Source organism: Ideonella sp., assembly GCF_041918995.1.
Taxonomy (GTDB): domain Bacteria; phylum Pseudomonadota; class Gammaproteobacteria; order Burkholderiales; family Burkholderiaceae_C; genus Ideonella.
Genome location: NZ_JAYRUN010000002.1, coordinates 122638 through 140997, shown reverse-complemented (window position 1 = coordinate 140997; position 18360 = coordinate 122638). Strand labels below are relative to the sequence as shown.

The window sequence follows — 18360 nt, the reverse complement described above, 5'->3', positions numbered from 1 at the left end:
CCGATGGATCCCCGACGCGGCGCGGCCGCGCTGACCTCGGCCACGCTGGGGGTGGCCGTGCTGTCCGCCCTGGTGCTGCTGCTGGGCGGCTGCGCGTCGCCCGGCGAGCCGCTGACGCGGGCCCAGCCGCGTGATGCGCGCTCCCTCGGTCTCGACGGCCCCGGCGAGCCGGCAGGCGAGGGGGCGCTGGCGGCAACGCCGTGGTGGACGGCATGGGGCGATGCCCAGCTCGCCTCGCTGGTGGAGCGGGCGCTGCAGGCGCAGCCCAGCCTGCTGGCCGCGCAAGCCCGGGCCCTGCGCGCCGAGGCCCTGGCGCGGCAGACGGAGGGCGCCGGGCAGGCCCAGGCGCGCCTGTCGGTGGAGGCCTCGCGGCAGCGCTACACCGCCCAGGGCCTGGTGCCGCCGCCGCTGGCCGGCAGCGTGCTCAACAGCGGCACGGTGCAGGCGGGCGTGGCCTGGGGGCCCGACTGGTATGGCGCCCAGGCGGCGGCCCTGGCGGCCGCGCGCGGCCAGGCCAGTGCCGCGAGGGCCGATGCGGCGCTGGCCGCCCAGGGCCTGGCGGCGCAGGTGGCGCGTGGCTACGTGGCGCTGGCGCGCGTGCTGGCCCAGCGTGAGGTGGCGGCGCGCGCGCTGGCACAGCGTGAACAGATGTGGGTGCTCACGCGGCAGCGCGTGGCCGCCGGCCTGGACACCCAGGTCGAGCGGGTGCAGTCGCAGGCCTCGCTGCCCGACATGCGCGCGCAGATCGAGGCGCTCGACGAGCAGGCGGCGCTCGGCCGCCATCAACTCGCGGTGCTCTCCGGCCAGGCGCCGGCGGCGCTCGACGGCCTGCATCCGTCGCTCGATGCCCTGGACTTGCCGGGGCTGCCGGCCCGCCTGGGTGCCGACCTGCTTGCCCGGCGCGCCGACGTGCAGGCCGCCCGCTGGCGCGTCGAGGCGGCGGGGCAGGAGGTGGCGCTGGCGCGCACCCGCTTCTACCCGGACGTGAACCTGTCGGCCTTCATCGGGCTGAACGCCATCGGCCTGGACCACGTGTTCGAAGCCGCCAGCCGCCAGGCTGGCGTGACGCCCGCGCTGCACCTGCCGCTGTTCGAGGGCGGCCAGCTGCGTGCCCAGCTGCGCGGCCGTGAGGCCGAGCTGAACGCCGCCGTGGCCCAGTACGACGGCACGGTGCTGACGGCCGTGCGGGAGGCGGCCGATGCCCTGGTGTCGCTGCAGTCGCTCGCGCGCCAGCGGGACGAGCAGGCGCGGGCCCTGGCCGGTGCCGAGCAGGCGCATGCGCTGGCCGCGCAGCGCCACCGCGCCGGCCTGGGCAGCTACCTGGTGGTGCTCAACGCCGAGACGCAGTGGCTGGCACAGCGCCGCCAGGCCGTCGACCTGCGCGCCCGCGAGCTCGACGCCGGGGTGGCCCTGGCGCTGTCGCTGGGCGGCGGCTGGGCCGTGGTGCCCCCGACGAACACGGCGCGCACCGACGCGTCGCCCGACTTCCCGCCTGCCGCCGCCGTCGTCCAGGCGGCCGCCGGCACCCCTTGAACCGGATTTCCGACCGCCCATGAACGACGCCGCTTCCTCTCCCGTCGCCTCCCCCGCCGCCCGCCGCCGTGGCCTGGTCGGCGTGGCCCTCGTGGTGGCCCTCGCCGGTGCCAGCTGGGGCGTGTGGCACTGGCTGCACGGTCGCCACCACGAGACCACCGACAACGCCTACGTGGCGGGCAACGTGGTGCAGATCACCCCGCAGGTGGGCGGCACGGTGGTGGCCATCCTGGCCGACGACAACGACCGGGTGAAGGCCGGGCAGCCGCTGGTGCGGCTGGACACGGCCGACATGCGGGTGGCGCTGGAGCAAGCCGAGGCGCAGCTCGCGCAGACGGTGCGCGAGGTGCGCTCGCTGTACGCCGGCAACGCCACGCTGCAGGCCCAGGTGGCGCTGCGCGAGGCGGACCTCGCGCGTGCCCAGGCCGAGCAGCGCCGCGCCCAGGAGGATGTGGACCGGCGGGCGCCGCTCGTGGCCACGGGCGCGGTGGGACGCGAGGAGTACGAGCACGCGACGGCGCAGCTGGCGGCGGTGCGCAGCGCCGCCGCGGCGGCGCAATCCGCCGTGCTGGCCGCACGCGAACAGCTGGCCACGGCGCGCGTGATGACCGAGGGCACCACGCCCACGCAGCACCCCAACGTGCAGCGTGCCGCGGCAAGGGTGCGCGAGGCCGCGCTGGCGCTGCAGCGCGCCGACCTGCCGGCCCCGATCGACGGCCATGTCGCGCGGCGTGCGGTGCAGGTGGGCCAGCGGGTCCAGGCCGGTGCGCCCTTGATGACCGTCGTGGCGCTCGACCGGCTGTGGGTGGACGCGAACTTCAAGGAAGGCCAACTGGCCGACCTGCGCATCGGCCAGCCGGCCGAGCTGGTGGCCGACGTCTACGGCACGCGGGTGGTCTACCACGGCCGGGTCGCCGGGCTGGGCGCGGGCACGGGCTCGGCCTTTGCGCTGCTGCCGGCGCAGAACGCCACCGGCAACTGGATCAAGGTGGTGCAGCGCGTGCCGGTGCGCATCGCCCTCGACCCGGCCGAGCTGGCGGCGCACCCGCTGCGCATCGGCCTGTCGATGGAGGTGACGGTGGACACGGCCGACACCGGGGGCGCCACGCTGGCGTCCACCCCGCGCGAGCAGGCGGTGGCGGCCACCACCGTCTACCAGGCGGCCGAGCGCGCGGTGGACGAGCGCATCGCGCGCATCGTCGGCGGCCAGGCCCTGGCGCGCTGACGGGCGGCGTGGGCATGAGCCGGCCTTCCGCTGCCGCTGCCTCGGCACCGCCGCCCCCGCTGCAGGGCGCGGCGCTGGCACTGGGCACCTTGTCGCTGTCGCTGGCGACCTTCATGAACGTGCTGGACTCGTCCATCGCCAACGTGTCCATCCCCGCCATCGCGGGCGACCTGGGCGTCAGCCCGGGGCAGGGCACGTGGGTGATCACCAGCTTCGGCGTGGCCAACGCGATCTCCGTGCCGCTCACGGGCTGGCTCACCCAGCGGTTCGGCGCGGTGCGCCTGTTCACCTGGAGCGTGCTGCTGTTCGTGCTGGCGTCGTGGCTGTGCGGCTTCGCGCCGACGCTGGAATGGCTGGTCGCGTTCCGCGTGATGCAGGGGCTGGTGGCCGGGCCGATGATCCCGCTGTCGCAGACGCTGCTGCTGGCCAGCTACCCACGCGCCAAGGCCGGCACGGCGCTGGCGCTGTGGGGCGTCACCACGCTTGTCGCGCCGGTGGTGGGGCCGCTGCTGGGCGGCTGGATCACCGACCACATCGCGTGGCCGTGGATCTTCTACATCAACATCCCCGTGGGCCTGTTCGCGGCGGCGCTCACCTGGGGCATCTACCGCCACCGCGAGACCCCGGTGCGGCGGCTGCCGATCGACGGCATCGGCCTGGCCCTGCTGGTCACCTGGGTGGGCGCGCTGCAGCTCATGCTGGACAAGGGCAAGGAACTGGACTGGTTCGCCTCGCCGCAGATCGTGCTGCTGGCGGTGGTGGCCGGGGTCTCGTTCGCGGTGTTCCTGGTCTGGGAGCTCACCGACGCGCACCCGGTGGTGGACCTGCGCCTGTTCGCGCGGCGCAACTTCGCCTTCGGTGCGCTGGCGCTGTCCGTGGCCTATGGTCTGTTCTTCGGCAACGTGGTGCTCATGCCGCTGTGGCTGCAGCAGTGGATGGGCTACACGGCCACCGCCGCGGGCATGGCGCTGGCGCCGGTGGGCGTGTTCGCCATCCTGCTGTCGCCGCTGGTGGGCCGCAAGGTGGCGGTCTGGGACCCGCGCCGCATGGCCACGCTGGCCTTCGTCGTGTTCGCGCTGGTGCTGTGGATGCGCTCCCAGTTCACGCCGCAGACCGACCTGGCGCACGTGCTGCTGCCCACCTTCATCCAGGGCGCGGCGATGGCGTTCTTCTTCATCCCGCTCACCACGCTGACGATGTCGGGCATCGCGCCGGAGCGGGTCGCGACGGCCGCGGGCCTGTCGAACTTCGTGCGCATCACCGCCGGCGCCATGGGCACCTCCATCGCGACGACGCTGTGGGACGACCGGGCGGCGATGCACCACGCCCACCTGGCCGAGCCGCTGGGCACGGGGCACGGCGCGCTGGCGCAGACGCTGGCGTCGCTGCAGGCGGCCGGGCTCAGCGCAGAGCAGGCGCTGGCGCAGGTCAACCGGCTGATCGACCAGCAGGCCTACACACGGGCGGCGGACGACATCTTCCTCGCCTCGTCGCTGCTGTTCCTGGCGTTGATCGGCCTGATCTGGTTCACCCGCCGTCCGCCTCGCCTGGGGGCGGCGCCGGTGGACGCGGGCGGGGCGCACTGACCGGCGCAGCCGCGCCCGCGCCGTCGGCGGCCGGCAGCCGGCCGCGCCGGGCCAGCGCCTCGCGCAGCAGGAACTCCACCTGCGAGTTGGCGCTGCGCAGCTCCTGCGCCGCGAGCCGCTCGATCTCGGCCCACAGCGCCGGGTCGATGCGCAGCGGGTAGCTCTTCTTGCCCGGGCTGGCCATGCCGGCTCAGTTGTACAGCGTGCCCGCGTTGAGGATGGGCTGGGTGTCCTTGTCCGAGCACAGCACGACCAGCAGGTTGCTCACCATGGCGGCCTTGCGCTCGTCGTCCAGGTGCACGATCTCGCGCTCGGACAGCCCGCGCAGGGCCGCCTCCACCATCGTGACGGCGCCGGTGACGATCTTGCGCCGGGCGCTGATGATGGCCTCGGCCTGCTGGCGGCGCAGCATCACCTGGGCGATCTCGGGCGCATAGGCCAGGTGGGTGAGCTTGGCGTCGATGACCTCCACGCCGGCGTCCGCGAAGCGCGCCTGCAGCTCGGTCTTCAACGCCGCGGCCACCTCCTCGATGCTGCCGCGCAGCGTGACCTCGGTGCTCTCGACCTCCGTGTCGTCGCCCTGGTCGTAGGCGTACTGCGAGGCGAGGTGGCGCAGCGCGGCCTCCGCCTGCACCTTCACGAACAGCTCGAAGTCGTCCACCTCGAACACCGCCTGCGCGGTGTCGCGCACCCGCCAGACCACCGCGGCGCTGATCTCCACCGGGTTGCCGCGCCGGTCATTCACCTTCAGCGTCGGGGCGTTCAGGTTGCGCGCCCGCAGCGACAGCTTGCGCTTGACCAGCAGCGGGTTGGCCCAGCGCAGGCCTTCGCTGCGGTCGGTGCCGCGGTACTCGCCGAACAGCATCAGCAGGGCGGACGTGTTGGGCTGCAGCATGTACAGGCCGGCCAGCACCACCGTCCCGCCGCCCAGCAGGGCCAGGGCGAACAGCAGCCCGCCGATGCCGGCGACGCCGCGCACCAGGCTGGCCAGGCCGATCGTGATCAACCCCACCCCCACGGCCGCCATGAGGTAGCCATTGGCCGACGTGAAGGGTCGCTCGGCGCGGACGCTGGGTGTCATGAAGGTCTCCCGGTTGAAATCAGAGTGATATCACTTTAGGGCCGGGCCGGCAAAGGTGTCAATCGGGGCGGGACCCCACGATGTAAATGCCGCAGGGGCCGGGCTCAAGCCCGTCCCCGATTGGCCGATTTGTGGTCGAATTCCCCGACCCTCACCCGACATGACGATGGTGCCCGAGACCCCGCCGCCTACCGCGCGCGCCGCCCCGCCTGCCTGGCTGCAGGCCCTGACCCGACTCGCGAGCCGGGCCAGCCTCGGCTCGGCCCTGGCCTTCCAGGCCGGCGTGGCCGTGGTGGTGGCCGTCGTGGTGGCCACCCTGCTGGTGTGGCTCGATGGCACCTCCTGGCCGGTGGCCCTGGGTGCCGGTGTGCTGGCGCTGGCGCCGGCCGTGGCCGCGGGTTATGCGGCCCTGCACCTGGCGCGCGCGCTGGCGCAGACATCGGTGCAGCGTGAGCTGCTGCTGGTGGACGACGAACTCACCGGTGTCAGCAACCGCCGTCAGTTCCTACGTCTGGCCGAGCGCGAGTGGTCGCGCTGCCGCCGCTACGGCGACGATGGCGCCTTGCTGCTGATCGACACCGACCACCTGCGCCGCATCAACGACACCATGGGCCAGCGCTGCGGTGACGCGATCCTGATGGAAGTGACGCGGCGGGTGAACGCCACGCTGCGCCAGTCCGACCTGCTGGCGCGCTTCGGCGGCGCGGAGCTGGCCGTCTTCCTGCCCCACACCGACCCGCTGGGCGCGCTGGATGCCGCCGAGCGCATCCGCCAGCAGGTGGCGTCGGCGCCGTTCCGCTGGGAAAACGCGCACGTGGTGGCCACCGTCAGCGTGGGTGTCGCCCATGTGCACATGGGCCAGGCGGCGCTGGACGGGCTCATCCAGGACGCCGAGGCGGCGCTCGAGGCCGCCAAGGAAGCGGGCCGCAACTGCGTGCGTGCCACGCCCATCCAGCCCCGCCGCAGCGGCGAGACGCGCTCCGTCACTTCCTGAGGCGCGTCGCCCGCGGGATCAGGCCGGCACGCGGTAGAGCGTGCTGTCCACCAGGTCCACCCCACAGGCCAGGCCGCGCGCCCACTGGATGAACTGGCCGACGGCCGGGCCCACCAGCGGGGCGCCATGCTGCGGCACGATCATCTGGATGGGCAGGGTGGACACCATGTCCGCCCACAGGCGCATCACCTTGTTGGACACCATGTAGCGCCGATGGAAGCGCTCCATGTGCGGCAGCAGCGTGGCCAGGTTGTCCACCGGCTTCTGCGCCGCCTGGCCCCCCACGAGGGAGACGCCCAGGTCACCCGAGAACAGGATGCGGCTGACCGGGTCGTAGAACTGGAAGTTGCCTTCGGCGTGCAGGAAGTGCGCCGGCAGGGCGATGAGGTCCGACCGGCCGATGCGGATGCGCATGCCGCTGTCCGGGATGGGCACGATGCGGCCCACGGTCTTGCCCGGCTTGCAGAAGTGGGGGATGAAGCGCTCCCACACCGCGGACACGTAGATCTTCGCCTGCGTGGACGTGGTCCAGCGGTCCAGCGAGGCGATGATGTCCGGGTCCGCGTGGGACGCGAGCAGCGCCTCCAGCCGATGCGGCGGGAAGTGCCGCGTCATGGCCAGGTACAGCTCGCTGTAGGCCAGGTTGCCGCCCGGGTCGATGATGGCGCCGGTGTCGCCGTCCACGATCAGGAACTGGTTCGACTGCACCGCCTCGTCGGCATGGCCGTCCGCGCCGGGCGGGTGGCCGAGGTCGGTGAACATGAGACAGCGGTGGCCGTCCTGGTCGTACAGGGTGACAGGCATGCGGCGCAATGTAGGCGCCGCCATCGAGCCGGCGATTGACAGACGTCAATCGTGTACGGCAAGTAACAACTGCCGGGCCCGGGTGCGGGCGGCGGCCGGGTCCTCCGCCGGCAATATGTCACGCGGCATCTTACGCAGCCAGGTGAGCTGGCGCTTGGCCAGCTGGCGGGTGGCCGCGGCGCCGCGCTCGGCCACGGCCGCGCGCAGCGCATCGCCCGCCAGGCCGGCGTCCAGTGCCTCCCACGCCTGGCGGTAGCCCACGCAGCGCACGCTGGGCAGGCCGAGGTGCAGGTCGCCACGGGCGCGCAGCGCGTGCACCTCCTCCAGCAGGCCGTCGTGCAGCATGTGGGCGAAGCGCTCGTCGATGCGCGCATGCAGCCAGGCGCGGTCCGTGGGCTCGAGCGACAGCAGGCGGTGCGGCATGGGGGCGCGGGCCGCGCCGCCCGTGTGGAAGGACGACAGCGGCTGGCCCGTGAGCATCCACACCTCCAGCGCGCGCTGGATGCGCTGCGCGTCGCCGCGCGGCAGGCGCGCCGCCGTGGCCGGATCGTGCCGCGCGAGGCGCGCATGCAGGGCCGGCCAGCCGTCGCGCGCCGCCTCGGCATCGAGCGTGGCGCGCACGGCCGCGTCCGCCGGGGGCAGCGCATCGATGCCGTCGACCAGCGCCTTGAAGTACAGCATGGTGCCACCCACCAGCAGCGGCAGCCGCCCGCGTGCCCGGATGTCGGCGACGAGCCGCCGCGCGTCCTCCACGAATCGGGCGGCGGAATAGGCCTCGGCCGGATCCAGGATGTCGAGCAGGTGGTGCGGCACCGCGGACTGCTCTGCGGGCGTGGGCTTGGCGGTGCCGATGTCCATGCCGCGGAACACCAGCGCGGAATCGACGCTGACGACCTCGATCGGGAACTCGCGCGCCAGCGCCAGGGCCAGGGCGGTCTTGCCCGAGGCGGTGGGGCCGGCGAGGCCGATCCATTCGGGAGACGACGGGATGTCCATGGGCCTCACCGTGCGGCGGGGGCGGCGGCACCGGCCGCCGCGGGGCCGAACCGTTCGCCGTCGCGCCGCACCCAGGTCCAGGCGATGAGCGCGGTGACCACCGCCCAGAACCCCAGGCCCAGGCCCAGGGGCTGCAGCGTGCCGTCCAGCGCCTGGCCGAGCCACAGGCCCACGCCGAAGGCCACCGCCGCGAGCACGCAGCCGGCCAGCGCGGAGGCCAGCCCGGCCGTGCGCGGGAAGGGGCCGACGGCGCCGGCCTGGCCGCAGGGCTGGTGGACCCCATGGCCGATGTTGTAGAGCCAGTGCGCCGCCAGCACGGGCAGCAGCTGCGTGGACCCGGCCAGGCCGAGTGCGGCCATGCCGAGGCCGCCGGCGAGCGTGCACGCGGCGCCGCGCCGCACCGCGCCGGCCAGCCCATGGCGACGCAGCAGCCGCCGGCACCAGAAGGTGCCGCCCAGGTAGGCCAGCGAGGCCGAGGCGAGCGCCACGCCATAACCCGCCGCGTCCAGGCCCAGCACGCCCATGTACACGAACGACGAGCCGGCAAGCATGAGGAACAGGCCGCCGTAGGTGGCGCTGACCAGCCCCGCCCAGGCACGGAAGGTGCGATGCCGCAGCACCTGTCCCAGCGTGCGCACCAGCGGGCGCAGCCGCAGCGCGTCGGCGTCGCGGCGGCCAAGGGTCTCGGGCACGCGCCAGGCGATGACGACGAGCGCCACGCCCGCCACCGCGGCCACGCCTCCCAGCGGCGCACGCCAGCCGATCCGCGCCGCCAGCCAGCCACCCGCCAGCGGGGCCACCAGGGCCATCACGCCCAGGCCCGACATGGCCCAGGTCATCACGTGGGCGCCCTGGGCCGGCTCGTAGAGATCGCGCACCATCGCCCGGGCACACACCACGCAGGCGGCCAGCCCCAGGCCCTGCACGGTGCGCGCCACGATCAGCGCCTCGATGTGCGGCGCCGCGGCGCAGGCCAGGCTGGCCGCGACATGCAGCACCAGGCCGCCCAGCAGCACGGGACGGCGGCCGAAGCGATCGGACAGCGGCCCGGCCACCAGCTGCCCGGCGCCAAACGCCAGCAGCAGCAGCGACATGGTCAGCTGCACCGCCGGCATGGAGGCCCCCAGCTGCGCGCGCAGCAGCGGCAGGGCGGGCAGGTACAGGTCGGTCGTGACCGGCTGCAGCCCCAGCAGCAGTGCGATCGCCAGGGCGGCCAGGGCCGGGGAGAGCGGGGAAAGCCGGTCGGTGGTCACTCGTCCTCGAGTTCCGCCCGTGCCATCTCCACGTCCAGGCGCTCCATGGCGTCCATCGGCTCGCACGCGGCGGCCTCGGCGTACAGGCGCTCCGCATCCGCCATCTTCTTCTCGCCCTCGAGCATCACCAGCCCGTTGGCGTATTCCACCCGGGCGATGGCGCTCGCCGGGTTCAGCTTCATCGCCTCCTTGTACAGGCGCAGCCCGGTGGCCGCGTCCGCACCCTGCGTCTTGCCCAGCAGCTTGCCCACCTTGTCGATCACCTCGGCATGGAACGCTGCCAGCGCGATGTGGGCGTCGGCGTGCCGGGGCTGCAGCGTGATGGCGGTCTCCAGCGCCCCCTTCACTTTGCCGCCCAGGCCCTGCGCCAGGGCCTTGGTCACGCTGATGCCCTGGCTGTAGCGGCCCAGGGCATAGGCCATGAGGTACCAGGCGTTGGCGTTCTTCGGCTCGGCCCGGGCCTGCGCCTCGGCGCGCTCGGCCACCTCCAGCAGCAGGGCCAGGCGCGTCTTCTCGCTCTTTTCCAGGTAGTTGGCGTAGATGGCCTGGGCCTTGTTGGCGGCGGTGAGGCCCGCGCCCCCCGCCTTCAGCCCGGCGTCCACGGCCTGCTGGAACTGCCCGGCGTGGTACAGCGCCCAGGCCCGCTGGGCGGCCTCGTCCTTGGGCCAGGGCTCGGCGTCGCCGGCGTGCAGGCGCGCCCAGTGCTTCTTCAGCGCCGCGGCGTCGTAGGTGTAGTCGGCGCTGTCATAGGGAAAGGCGGTCCACTTGGCCATGGCTGTCTCCTTGTCGGGCGATGTGGGGGTGCAGGGCGCGGCGTGGCGCGGCGCCGGTCAATCGGTCTGCCGGTAGGGGCCGGCCAGGGTGTGCAGATGGGCGCGCGCCTCGGGCTCCAGGTAGGGGCCGAGCAGCCCCAGCACATGCCAGGCGCCGCTGGCGAGCGTGGCCGCGGCGTGCTCGGTCTCCAGCGCCTTGCGCGGCTCGCGCACGTAGGCGTAGCTGAGCCAGTAGGTCAGCACCACCACCATGGACGTGGCCACCACCGCCATGTCCTCGCGCGCCAGCCGCATGGCCTGGCCGCGGCCCAGGCCCGCCAGCACGGCCTCGACGGCACGGGACTTGTTCTTCAGCACGAACTGGAAGTGCGTCTCCAGCCGCCGGTTCTTGCTGAGCAGGTCGTTGAGGTCGCGGTACAGGAAGCGGTGGTCCCAGATCAGCTCGAAGAGCATGTGGAAGAACAGCCAGGCGTCCTCCACGTGGCGCACGTCGTCCGCGGCGTTGAGCAGCTCGTTCAGGGCACGTTCGTAGCGGTCGAACAGCGCGTTGATCAGCTCGTCCTTGGCCGGGTAGTGGTAGTAGAGGTTGCCCGGGCTGATGCCCAGCTCCGCCGAGATGAGCGTGGTGGACACGTTCGGCTCGCCGAAGCGGTTGAACAGGTCGAGCGTGACCTCCAGGATGCGCTCGGCGGTGCGGCGGGGTTTCTTGGTGGGCATGGTGGGCGCCGCCAATCTAGCATCCCCGCACCGCACACCCCTTGGGGAGGCTACCTACAATCCGGCCGCTATGCCAGCCGTTTCCTTCCAGGGCGTCGCCAAGACCTACACCGGCGCCCGGGGCACCTTGCGTGCGCTCGATGGGGTCAGTTTCGATATCCAGCGGGGCGAGTTCTTCGGACTGCTCGGCCCCAACGGGGCGGGCAAGACCACGCTGATCAGCATCCTGGCCGGCCTGGCGCGTGCCACGCAGGGGCGCGTCACCGTCATGGGCCACGATGTGGTCGACGACTACGCGGCGGCGCGGCGCATGCTGGGCATCGTGCCGCAGGAGCTGGTGTTCGACCCGTTCTTCTCGGTGCGCGAGACGCTGCGCATCCAGAGCGGCTACTTCGGCGTGCGCCACAACGACGACTGGATCGACGAGCTGCTGGCCGGCCTGGGCCTGGCCGACAAGGCGCATGCCAACATGCGCCAGCTGTCGGGGGGCATGAAGCGCCGCGTGCTGGTGGCGCAGGCGCTGGTGCACCGGCCGCCCGTCATCGTGCTGGATGAGCCCACTGCCGGCGTGGACGTGGAGCTGCGCCAGACGCTGTGGCAGTTCATCGCCCGGCTGAACCGCGAGGGCCACACGGTGCTGCTGACCACGCACTACCTCGAGGAGGCCGAGGCGCTGTGCGGCCGCATCGCCATGCTCAAGCAGGGGCGCATCGTGGCGCTGGAGCGCACGGCCGACCTGCTGGCCGGCACGGCCGGCAGCCAGCTGCGCTTCAAGACCGACGACACGCTGCCACCCGAGCTGGCCGCCGCGGCCCGGGTGACCGGCCGCATCGTGCAGCTGCCGGCGCATGACGCCGCCGAGATCGAGCAGCTGCTGGGTCGCCTGCGCCAGGCCGGCGTGCGCGTGGAGGACCTGGAGATCGGCCGGGCCGACCTGGAGGACGTGTTCCTGCAGATCATGCAGGCGCATGCGCAGGAGGTGGCGGCATGAGCGCCCGTCCCGCCGTCCGTCCGGCGCGCTTCTGGCGCCTCGAAGGCAGCCGCCCGCTGTTCTACAAGGAGATCCTGCGCTTCTGGAAGGTGAGTTTCCAGACGGTGGGGGCCCCGGTGCTCACGGCCGTGCTGTACCTGCTGATCTTCGGCCATGTGCTGGAAGACCACGTGCAGGTCTACGACCGCCTGTCGTACACCAGCTTCCTGATCCCCGGCCTGGTGATGATGAGCGTGCTGCAGAACGCGTTCGCCAATACCTCGTCCAGCCTCATCCAGAGCAAGATCACGGGCAACCTCGTGTTCCTGCTGGTCACCCCGCTGTCGCCGCTGGCCTGGTACGTGGCCTATGTCGGGGCGTCCATGGTCCGCGGGCTGGTGGTGGGTGCCGGCGTGCTGGCCGTGACCGTGTGGTTCGACCCGCCCGCCTTCGCGGCGCCCGGCTGGATCCTCGTCTTCGGCCTCGCCGGCTCGGCGCTGATGGGCTCGCTGGGGCTGATCGCGGGGCTGTGGGCGGAGAAGTTCGACCAGATGGCGGCCTTCCAGAACTTCATCGTCATGCCCATGACCTTCCTGGCTGGCGTGTTCTATTCGGTGCACTCGCTGCCGCCGTTCTGGCAGGCGGCCAGCCACCTGAACCCGTTCTTCTACATGGTCGACGGGTTCCGGCACGGCTTCTTCGGCGTCAGCGACGTGTCGCCCTGGCTGTCCCTGGCGGTGGTGCTGGGGGCGTTCGTGGCCGTGGCGGCGGCCGCGCTGCGGCTGCTGCACACCGGCTACAAGCTGCGCCACTGAGCGCGCCGCATCCCCCGCCGCGTCGCCCCGTCATCGCCCTATCGGGGATAATCCCGAGCCATGTCCGCGCCCACCCCTGCCCAGATCCGTGAGTACATCGCTGCCGGCCTCGGCTGCGACCACCTGGAGGTGGAGGGCGACGGTCGGCACTTCTTCGCCACCATCGTGTCGGCCGAGTTCGAGGGGCTGTCGCGCATCCGCCGGCACCAGCGCGTGTACGCGGCGCTGGGCGACCGCATGCGCGAGGAGATCCACGCGCTGTCGATGAAGACCCTCACGCCGGCCGAGTGGACGGCCCCGCCGGGCTCCCCGTGATGTGCCCCCATTGACCCTGGCCTGACACGCCGGGCGGCCCGTCCGCCCGCCTGCCCTCCCGGCGCCCGCTGGGCGCGCCCCCTCCCCCGGTCCCGCACGGACCCGCCGGCCCCAGTCGCCTTCACTGACTCCACCATGGACAAACTGCAGATCCGCGGCGGCCGCCGCCTCCAGGGCGAGATCACCATCTCCGGCGCCAAGAATGCGGCGCTGCCCGAGCTGTGCGCGGCCCTGCTCACGCCGGAGCCGGTGGCGCTGCACAACGTGCCCCGCTTGCAGGACGTGGCCACCACGCTGAAGCTGCTGCGCCACCTGGGCGCCCGCACCGCGGTGGACGAGGCGGCGGCCGGCCGGGTCGTCATCGACGCCGCGGACATCACCAGCACGCAGGCGCCCTACGAGCTGGTCAAGACCATGCGCGCGTCCATCCTCGTGCTCGGGCCGCTGCTGGCGCGCTTCGGCACGGCCACGGTGTCCCTGCCGGGCGGCTGCGCCATCGGCTCGCGGCCGGTGGACCAGCACATCAAGGGCCTGCAGGCCATGGGGGCCGAGATCGTCGTCGAGCACGGCGACATTCGCGCGCAGGCGCCCCTGAACGCCGCCGGCCAGCGCCGCCTGCGCGGCGCCCGCATCACCACCGACATGGTCACGGTGACCGGCACCGAGAACCTCATGATGGCGGCGGTCCTGGCCGAGGGCCAGACGGTGCTGGAGAACGCCGCGCAGGAGCCCGAGATCCCCGACTTGGCCGAGCTGCTGATCGCCATGGGCGCACGCATCGAGGGCCACGGCACCCACCGCATCGTCATCGACGGCGTGGAGCGGCTGCATGCCCCGGCCACGCCGCACCACATCCTGCCCGACCGCATCGAGACGGGCACCTTCCTGTGTGCCGTGGCCGCGGCCGGCGGGGACGTAACGCTGCGCCGCGCCGAGGCGCGCCACCTGGACGCGGTGATCGACAAGCTGGGCGAGGCCGGCGTCGTCGTCACCTCCGGCCGCGACGGGCAGGGGGACTGGATCCGCGTGCAGGCCGATCGCCGGCCTCAGGCGGTGAGCTTCCGCACCAGCGAGTACCCGGCCTTTCCCACCGACATGCAGGCGCAGTTCATGGCGGTCAACTGCATCGCCGAAGGCGCCGCGCGCATCAGCGAGACGATCTTCGAGAACCGCTTCATGCACGTCAACGAGCTGATCCGCCTGGGCGCGAAGATCGAGGTGGACGGGCACTCGGCCATGGTCACCGGTGTGGAGCGCCTGTCCGGGGCGGCCGTGATGGCCACCGACCTGCGGGCCTCGGCCAGCCTGGTCATCGCCGGCCTGGTGGCCGAGGGCACCACGGTGGTGGACCGCATCTACCACCTGGACCGCGGCTACGACCGCATGGAAGACAAGCTGCGCGCCCTCGGCGCCGACATCGAACGCATTGCCGCACGGGGGGCCTGATGCTCACGCTCGCGTTGTCCAAGGGACGCATCTTCGAGGAGACCCTGCCGCTGCTGGCTGCCGCCGGCATCGAGGTGGCCGAGGACCCGGACAAGAGCCGCAAGCTCATCCTGGCCACCAACCGGCCGGATGTGCGCGTGGTGCTGGTGCGCGCCACCGACGTGCCCACCTACGTGCAGTACGGCGCGGCCGACCTCGGCGTGGCCGGCAAGGACGTGCTGCTGGAGCACGGCGCGGCCTCGGATGCCGCCTTCGGCGGCGGTGGCCTGTACCAGCCGCTGGACCTGCAGATCGCACGCTGCCGCATGAGCGTGGCCGTGCGGGACGACTTCGACTACGCCGCCGCCGTGCGCCAGGGCTCGCGCATCCGCGTGGCCACGAAGTACACCAGCGTCGCGCGCCAGCACTTCGCCGACAAGGGCGTGCACGTGGACCTGATCAAGCTGTACGGCTCGATGGAGCTGGCGCCGCTCACCGGCCTGGCCGACGCCATCGTCGACCTGGTGTCCACCGGGTCCACGCTGAAGGCGAACCACCTGGTCGAGGTGGAACGCATCATGGAGATTTCCTCGCGCCTGGTGGTGAACCAGGCCGCGCTGAAGCTCAAGCGCGACATGCTGCGCCCCTTGATCGATGCGTTTGCCGGCGCCGTGCGCGCCTGACGACCCCAGCCACCGCCTGCCCCGCCCCGCCATGCTGAACCTGCGCCAGCTCGACACCACCGCCGCCGACTTCGACGCCGAGTTCGCCCGCCTGCGCCATTGGTCGGAGGACACCGATGCCTCCATCGAGCAGCGCGTGGCCGACATCCTCGCGGATGTGCGGCGCCGCGGCGACGCGGCGGTGCTGGACTACACCGCGCGCTTCGACCGTCTGCAGGCCGCGTCGGTGGCCGGGCTCGAGCTCACGCGCGAGGAGCTGAAGGCGGCCTTCGACGCCATCACGCCCGCCCAGCGCAGCGCGCTGCAGGCCGCGGCCGAGCGGGTGCGCCGCTACCACGAGCGCCAGCTGGAGGCCTGTGGCCGCAGCTTCAGCTACCGCGACGAGGACGGCACGCTGCTCGGGCAGAAGGTCACCCCGCTGGACCGGGTGGGCATTTACGTGCCGGGCGGCAAGGCGGCGTACCCGTCGTCCGTGCTGATGAACGCCATTCCGGCCCACGTGGCCGGTGTGGGCGAGATCATCATGGTGGTGCCCACCCCCGGCGGCGAGAAGAACCCGCTGGTGCTGGCGGCGGCCTATGTGGCCGGCGTCACGCGCGCCTTCACGCTGGGCGGCGCCCAGGCGGTGGCGGCGCTGGCCTATGGCACCGCCACCGTGCCGGCGGTGGACAAGATCACCGGCCCGGGCAATGCCTACGTGGCCAGCGCCAAGCGGCGCGTGTTCGGCCAGGTGGGCATCGACATGATCGCGGGGCCCAGCGAGATCCTGGTGCTGGCCGACGGCAGCACGCCCGCCGACTGGGTGGCCATGGACCTCTTCAGCCAGGCCGAGCATGACGAGCTGGCGCAATCCATCCTGCTGTGCCCGAGCGCCGAGTACCTGGCCGAGGTGCGCGCTGCCATGGGGCGACTGCTGCCTGAGATGCCGCGCGCGGCGGTGATCCGCGCCTCGCTGGAAGGCCGCGGGGCGCTCATCCGGACGCGCTCGATGGAAGAAGCCTGCGAGATCAGCAACCGCATCGCGCCGGAGCACCTCGAGGTGTCGTCCGCCGACCCGCACCGCTGGGAGCCGCTGCTGCGGCATGCCGGCGCCATCTTCCTCGGGGCCTACACCAGCGAGAGCCTGGGCGACTACTGCGCGGGCCCCAACCATGTGCTGCCCACGTCGGGCACGGCCCGCTTCTCGTCGCCGCTGGGGGTGTACGACTTTCAGAAGCGCAGCAGCCTCATCGAGGTGAGCGAAGTGGGCGCCAACAAGCTTGGCGTGATCGCCGCGGAGCTGGCGCACGGGGAAGGCCTGCAGGGCCACGCGCGGGCCGCGGAGATGCGCCTGAAGCGTTGACACGAACTTCGTGCCACACGAGAATCGTGCCACACGAAGTTCGTGTTCGTCCGGTCCCGCGGGGGTAGGCATGAAGAACGTCACCGTCACCATGGAAGACAGCGTCGCCGAGTGGGCGAGGCTGGAAGCCGCGCGCCGCAACACCAGCGTGTCGCGGCTGGTCGGTGAGATGCTGGCCGAGAAGATGCGCCACGACGACGCCTACGAGCGCGCGATGAACGAGTGGCGGCAGCGCGAGCGGCCCTTGTTCAGCATCGGCGGCCCTTATCCCAAGCGGGACGAGATTTATGGCGACCGCCTCGACCGTTTTCGTTGACACCAACGTCCTCGTCTACGCCGACGATGCGCGCGAGGACGACAAGCGGCCCATCGCCCGCGCCTGGCTGGAGAAGCTGTGGCTTGAGCGGCGCGGTCGCACCAGCCAGCAGGTCCTGAACGAGTACTACGCGGTGGCCACGCGCAAGCTGGCAGCCAACGTGACACGCGGTGATGCCCGCGCCGAGGTGCGTCGGTATCAGCACTGGCAGCCCTGGGCCGTCGACCACCAGACCGTGGAGACTGCCTGGGCCCTGGAGGCACGCTTCGGCATCAGCTGGTGGGACAGCCTGATGGTGGCGGCCGCGCTGCACCAGGGCTGCGAGTGGCTGCTCACCGAGGACCTGCAGCACGACCAGCGCATCGACGGCCTGCGCATCGTGAACCCCTTCCTTGTCGACCCCGCCGTGCTGGACCACCCCCCTCCCGAACCCGCCGCCAAGCCATGAGCGCCGCCCTTGCCGACCGCATGACCCGCTTCCTGCGCGCCGATGTGCAGGGCATGCACGGGTACGCCGTGCAGCCCAGCGCCGGCTTCGTGAAGGTGGACACCATGGAGAACCCGTTCACCCTGCCGCCGGCGCTGCGCCGTGCGCTGGGCGAGCGGCTGGCCGAGGTGGCGCTCAACCGCTACCCGGCCGAGCGCATCGACGTGCTGCGCGAGGCGCTGGCCCGCCACGCCGGCATGCCCGAGGGCTGCGAGCTGATGCTGGGCAACGGCTCCGACGAGCTCATCAGCCTGCTGGCGCTGGCTGCCGATGTGCCGGGCAGCGTGGTGCTGGCGCCGGTGCCGGGCTTCGTGATGTACGAGCTCTCCGCCAGGCTGCAGGGCCTGCGCTTCGTCGGGGTGCCCACCACGGCCGATTTCGAGCTGGACCGCGCCGCCATGCTGGCGGCCATCGCCGAGCACCAGCCGGCCATCGTCTACCTGGCCTACCCCAACAACCCCACCGCCAACCTCTGGGACGACGCCACGATCGAGGCGATCATCGAGGCAGCGCCCGGGCTGGTGGTGATGGACGAGGCCTACCAGCCCTTCGCCACGCGTGATTCCCGCGCCCGGCTGCAGCGCCACGACCATGTGCTGCTGATGCGCACCATGAGCAAGTTCGGCCTGGCCGGCGTGCGCATCGGCTACCTCATCGGCCGCGCCCCGCTGATCCGCGAGCTGGACAAGCTGCGCCCGCCGTTCAACGTGAGCGTGCTCAACGCCGAGGCGGCGCTGTTCGCGCTGGAGCATGTGGACGAGTACGCGCGCCAAGCCGGCGTGATCCGCGCCGAGCGTGAGGCCATGCAGGCGGCCCTGCGCGGCATGCCCGGCGTGCAGCCCTTCCCGAGCGAGGCCAACATGATCCTGGCGCGCGTGCCCGATGCCGCCCGCGTGTTCGCCGGCATGAAGGCCCGCGGCGTGCTGGTGAAGAACGTCTCGGGCCTGCACCCCTTGCTGGCCGGCTGCCTGCGCATCACCATTGGCACGCCGGACGACAACCTCCAGACCCTGGCCGCCCTGCGCGGCGCCCTGGCCGACTGATG

Annotated in this window: 20 protein-coding genes; 13 read left to right on the top strand and 7 right to left on the bottom strand. The window is 72.5% G+C overall.

Annotation, left to right across the window (positions count from 1 at the left end; genetic code table 11):
* The first annotated feature begins 3 nt into the window (after positions 1–3).
* From ACE3UN_RS02460 to ACE3UN_RS02450, 3 genes are read left to right on the top strand one after another with little or no spacing between them, the layout of a single operon-like run.
* The gene (locus ACE3UN_RS02460; protein WP_374673324.1) at positions 4–1533 is read left to right on the top strand and encodes an efflux transporter outer membrane subunit; all 1530 of its coding nucleotides are present in this window, start codon (positions 4–6) and stop codon (positions 1531–1533) included.
* A gap of 19 nt (positions 1534–1552) precedes the next feature.
* Positions 1553–2758, top strand: coding sequence for an efflux RND transporter periplasmic adaptor subunit (locus ACE3UN_RS02455; RefSeq protein ID WP_374673323.1), 1206 nt, complete (start codon positions 1553–1555; stop codon positions 2756–2758).
* A 14-nt stretch (positions 2759–2772) separates the two neighbouring features.
* A complete protein-coding gene (locus ACE3UN_RS02450) occupies positions 2773–4344 on the top strand; it encodes a DHA2 family efflux MFS transporter permease subunit (protein WP_374673322.1) in 1572 nt (523 codons plus the stop codon).
* Here ACE3UN_RS02450 and ACE3UN_RS02445 read toward each other — a convergent pair.
* Entirely contained in the window at positions 4286–4528 is a 243-nt protein-coding gene (locus ACE3UN_RS02445; RefSeq protein ID WP_374673321.1) for a hypothetical protein, read from the bottom strand. The two genes, ACE3UN_RS02450 and ACE3UN_RS02445, sit on opposite strands and share 59 nt — an antisense overlap.
* Positions 4529–4534: 6 nt before the next feature.
* Positions 4535–5425: an SPFH domain-containing protein gene (locus tag ACE3UN_RS02440; RefSeq protein ID WP_374673320.1), complete on the bottom strand. Its 891-nt coding sequence runs from the start codon at positions 5423–5425 to the stop codon at positions 4535–4537.
* 160 nt (positions 5426–5585) lie between these two features.
* Here ACE3UN_RS02440 and ACE3UN_RS02435 point away from each other — a divergent pair, with 160 nt between their 5' ends.
* On the top strand, positions 5586–6419 hold the full coding sequence (locus ACE3UN_RS02435; RefSeq protein WP_374673319.1) for a GGDEF domain-containing protein: 834 nt from the start codon (positions 5586–5588) through the stop codon (positions 6417–6419).
* Positions 6420–6437: 18 nt separating this feature from the next.
* On the opposite strand, the gene ACE3UN_RS02430 is transcribed toward ACE3UN_RS02435, so the two are convergent.
* The 5 genes from ACE3UN_RS02430 to ACE3UN_RS02410 are packed head-to-tail and all read right to left on the bottom strand — an operon-like array spanning position 6438 to position 10962.
* Complete coding sequence (locus tag ACE3UN_RS02430; protein WP_374673318.1) at positions 6438–7223, bottom strand: MBL fold metallo-hydrolase; 786 nt, start codon at positions 7221–7223, stop codon at positions 6438–6440.
* 45 nt (positions 7224–7268) lie between these two features.
* The gene (miaA, locus tag ACE3UN_RS02425) at positions 7269–8219 is read right to left on the bottom strand and encodes a tRNA (adenosine(37)-N6)-dimethylallyltransferase MiaA (RefSeq protein ID WP_374673317.1); all 951 of its coding nucleotides are present in this window, start codon (positions 8217–8219) and stop codon (positions 7269–7271) included.
* Positions 8220–8224: 5 nt separating this feature from the next.
* Positions 8225–9472 carry a multidrug effflux MFS transporter gene (locus tag ACE3UN_RS02420; protein ID WP_374673316.1) on the bottom strand — a complete coding sequence of 416 codons (1248 nt, stop codon included), beginning with the start codon at positions 9470–9472 and terminating at the stop codon, positions 8225–8227.
* The gene (locus tag ACE3UN_RS02415) at positions 9469–10245 is read right to left on the bottom strand and encodes a hypothetical protein (RefSeq protein ID WP_374673315.1); all 777 of its coding nucleotides are present in this window, start codon (positions 10243–10245) and stop codon (positions 9469–9471) included. The genes ACE3UN_RS02420 and ACE3UN_RS02415 overlap by 4 nt, the downstream gene beginning before the upstream one ends.
* Before the next feature lie 57 nt (positions 10246–10302).
* Entirely contained in the window at positions 10303–10962 is a 660-nt protein-coding gene (locus ACE3UN_RS02410) for a TetR/AcrR family transcriptional regulator (protein WP_374673314.1), read from the bottom strand.
* A gap of 70 nt (positions 10963–11032) precedes the next feature.
* Here ACE3UN_RS02410 and ACE3UN_RS02405 point away from each other — a divergent pair, with 70 nt between their 5' ends.
* From ACE3UN_RS02405 to hisC, 9 genes are all read left to right on the top strand, one after another.
* The gene (locus ACE3UN_RS02405) at positions 11033–11953 is read left to right on the top strand and encodes an ABC transporter ATP-binding protein (RefSeq protein WP_374673313.1); all 921 of its coding nucleotides are present in this window, start codon (positions 11033–11035) and stop codon (positions 11951–11953) included.
* A complete protein-coding gene (locus ACE3UN_RS02400) occupies positions 11950–12747 on the top strand; it encodes an ABC transporter permease (RefSeq protein WP_374673312.1) in 798 nt (265 codons plus the stop codon). The genes ACE3UN_RS02405 and ACE3UN_RS02400 overlap by 4 nt, the downstream gene beginning before the upstream one ends.
* A 60-nt stretch (positions 12748–12807) precedes the next feature.
* On the top strand, positions 12808–13062 hold the full coding sequence (locus tag ACE3UN_RS02395; RefSeq protein ID WP_374673311.1) for a BolA family protein: 255 nt from the start codon (positions 12808–12810) through the stop codon (positions 13060–13062).
* A gap of 135 nt (positions 13063–13197) precedes the next feature.
* The gene (gene murA / locus ACE3UN_RS02390; RefSeq protein WP_374673310.1) at positions 13198–14508 is read left to right on the top strand and encodes a UDP-N-acetylglucosamine 1-carboxyvinyltransferase; all 1311 of its coding nucleotides are present in this window, start codon (positions 13198–13200) and stop codon (positions 14506–14508) included.
* Positions 14508–15170 (top strand): ATP phosphoribosyltransferase, encoded by a 663-nt coding sequence (gene hisG, locus ACE3UN_RS02385; protein WP_374673309.1) that lies wholly within the window; start codon positions 14508–14510, stop codon positions 15168–15170. Before murA ends, hisG begins: the two co-directional genes overlap by 1 nt.
* A gap of 31 nt (positions 15171–15201) precedes the next feature.
* Positions 15202–16512, top strand: a complete 1311-nt coding sequence (gene hisD, locus ACE3UN_RS02380; RefSeq protein ID WP_374673308.1) for a histidinol dehydrogenase — start codon at positions 15202–15204, stop codon at positions 16510–16512.
* A 70-nt stretch (positions 16513–16582) separates the two neighbouring features.
* Positions 16583–16828, top strand: coding sequence for a CopG family transcriptional regulator (locus ACE3UN_RS02375; RefSeq protein WP_374673307.1), 246 nt, complete (start codon positions 16583–16585; stop codon positions 16826–16828).
* Positions 16800–17276, top strand: a complete 477-nt coding sequence (locus ACE3UN_RS02370) for a PIN domain-containing protein (protein WP_374673306.1) — start codon at positions 16800–16802, stop codon at positions 17274–17276. Before ACE3UN_RS02375 ends, ACE3UN_RS02370 begins: the two co-directional genes overlap by 29 nt.
* Positions 17273–18358 carry a histidinol-phosphate transaminase gene (gene hisC, locus ACE3UN_RS02365; RefSeq protein WP_374673305.1) on the top strand — a complete coding sequence of 362 codons (1086 nt, stop codon included), beginning with the start codon at positions 17273–17275 and terminating at the stop codon, positions 18356–18358. Before ACE3UN_RS02370 ends, hisC begins: the two co-directional genes overlap by 4 nt.
* Positions 18359–18360 lie beyond the last annotated feature (2 nt).